This is a genomic window from Saccharomonospora sp., from assembly GCF_027317685.1.
Taxonomy (GTDB): domain Bacteria; phylum Actinomycetota; class Actinomycetes; order Mycobacteriales; family Pseudonocardiaceae; genus Saccharomonospora.
In genome coordinates, this window is the sequence record NZ_DAHVQP010000041.1 from 1 (window position 1) to 1,720 (window position 1,720).

Consider the following 1,720-nt stretch of genomic DNA (forward strand, 5'->3'; position numbering starts at 1 on the left):
CGTAGGTGTGTCCGTTGTGGTCTGAGGCTGGCCGGACGATTGCTCACCGGAACATCCGGCCACGAGCGCGGCCACGGCCGCGCCGATCACGACAAGGCTTGTGCGCATAGATCGCACAGTGAACCAGACGTGAACGAAGCACCTGTGACCACTGGGTATTCGCGCCCGGGAACGAACCCCACACCCGGACCCGACTCGTCGCCCGCACTCATGGAGGTACGCGGCGGCCGACGACTTTCGGCCAACTCGACGACGAAGGACCACAGAGCCCACGAGGCAACGCCGACACAGGCTTGCCCACCGCTCGGAACCGGCGCATCCCCACGCGTGAGAGGTCTCACCGTGCTCTGGCCCAATGCGGTGGAACAGCATCGTTGCGCCGTACCGACTCAGTCCGTGGTCGAGGCGAACGTGTATTCCTCCGGCGCGAGGTCACCGGCGAGCTTGCGCAGCAGCGTGCCGACCTCGGCGAGACGGTCGGACGTCATGCGTTCGACGGGTCCGGTGACGCTGATCACGACATCCTGCGAGGTCGTGGAGGTGAGGGCGATCCCGACGCAGACGATGCCGGATTCGCTCCCCTGGTTCTCGATCGCCCACCCGAGGGCGCATGCGGCCTCGACCGCGTCACGGACACGTCGCCTCGCCGAGAGCGTAGTCGCGGTCCTCTCCGTAACGGACCATGTATTCGCGGTACGCAAGACCACGGAGCAACCGGTGGACCGACCCCTTGTCGATCCCCGTACGTGCCGCGATCTCCCCGAGCGGGAGCCCCTCGGGCCCCGCGGTCGCAGCCGTCTCGAGCACGAGGAGTGCGCGATCGAGGACCCCGCTCACCGCATCGTCACGCGCGACGGGGTGCAAGCCGCGGCCACCGACGTCGCCTCCGCCCGTTGACACCGGGAGCTGATCGCCGATGAGAAGGCTGTTCAGCCACGGCGCCGAGGACGTGCGCCTCGAGGGGGTCACCGTCCCCCGCCCCGGCGGGGGCGAGGTGTTGCTGCGCACGTGGGCATCCGCGGGCCTGCACCACTACTCCCACGGCGGGAACGGGGAGAACCTCGTACGCGGGCCCTTCACGCCGGGGCACGAGCTCTCCGCTGTCGTCGAGGCGGACCCCGGTGGGAGTGGGCGGAGGGGACCCCGGTGACGGTGCACCCCACACGCTACGGCACCCCGGCGGAACGGCTCGCGGACCAACCTGTGGCCCGAAGGCGACCACCTCGGCAGTGCCGCGAACCCACCTCACCGCCAGGTGCCGCGGCGGAGTACCTCGTCGTCGAGAAGCACATGCTCCGTGAATTGCCCACAGCTCCTCGCGTTGCCCCGGGACGCATTCGCGGCATGAGCGTCCAATCCGTACTTACCGTCCCGCCCTTCCGTCATGCAGCTCGGAAACGGTTGCGCCGGAGCCGAACAACGTCGTAGCAGCCCCACAGGGAATCCGATGTAGACCGTCCAAGATGACTGCTCGGATCAGTCACCCGGAGTCGGAACCACCCAATCGCATACGACCGGCCCTCGATCGACGACTGCGCAATCACGAGGCCTTGTGCGGGTGAGAATGCCGCGATCGCCGCGTTCCTCACCGAATAGTCATCACGACCGGGGCGCGCAAGATCCTCATCAACCCCTGTCACCAGGGGCCGGCACCTTCCGCTGTGTGTCACCACGAAAGCGTCCACGACCCCTCGTCCACTCACCGCTGACGCGCCGACCG

3 protein-coding genes are annotated in these 1,720 nt (G+C 68.0%); 1 reads left to right on the top strand and 2 read right to left on the bottom strand.

The genetic code is table 11. The features are described 5' to 3' along the window. Positions 1-389 precede the first annotated feature (389 nt). Positions 390-707: an IclR family transcriptional regulator C-terminal domain-containing protein gene (locus tag M7H19_RS04690; protein WP_298177491.1), complete on the bottom strand. Its 318-nt coding sequence runs from the start codon at positions 705-707 to the stop codon at positions 390-392. Continuing rightward, the gene (locus M7H19_RS04695) at positions 628-900 is read right to left on the bottom strand and encodes a helix-turn-helix domain-containing protein (protein ID WP_298177493.1); all 273 of its coding nucleotides are present in this window, start codon (positions 898-900) and stop codon (positions 628-630) included. Before M7H19_RS04695 ends, M7H19_RS04690 begins: the two co-directional genes overlap by 80 nt. Positions 901-916: 16 nt before the next feature. On the opposite strand from M7H19_RS04695, the gene M7H19_RS04700 reads away from it, so the two are divergent. Then, positions 917-1,150 (top strand): hypothetical protein, encoded by a 234-nt coding sequence (locus M7H19_RS04700; RefSeq protein ID WP_298177495.1) that lies wholly within the window; start codon positions 917-919, stop codon positions 1,148-1,150. The last annotated feature ends 570 nt before the right edge of the window (positions 1,151-1,720 follow it).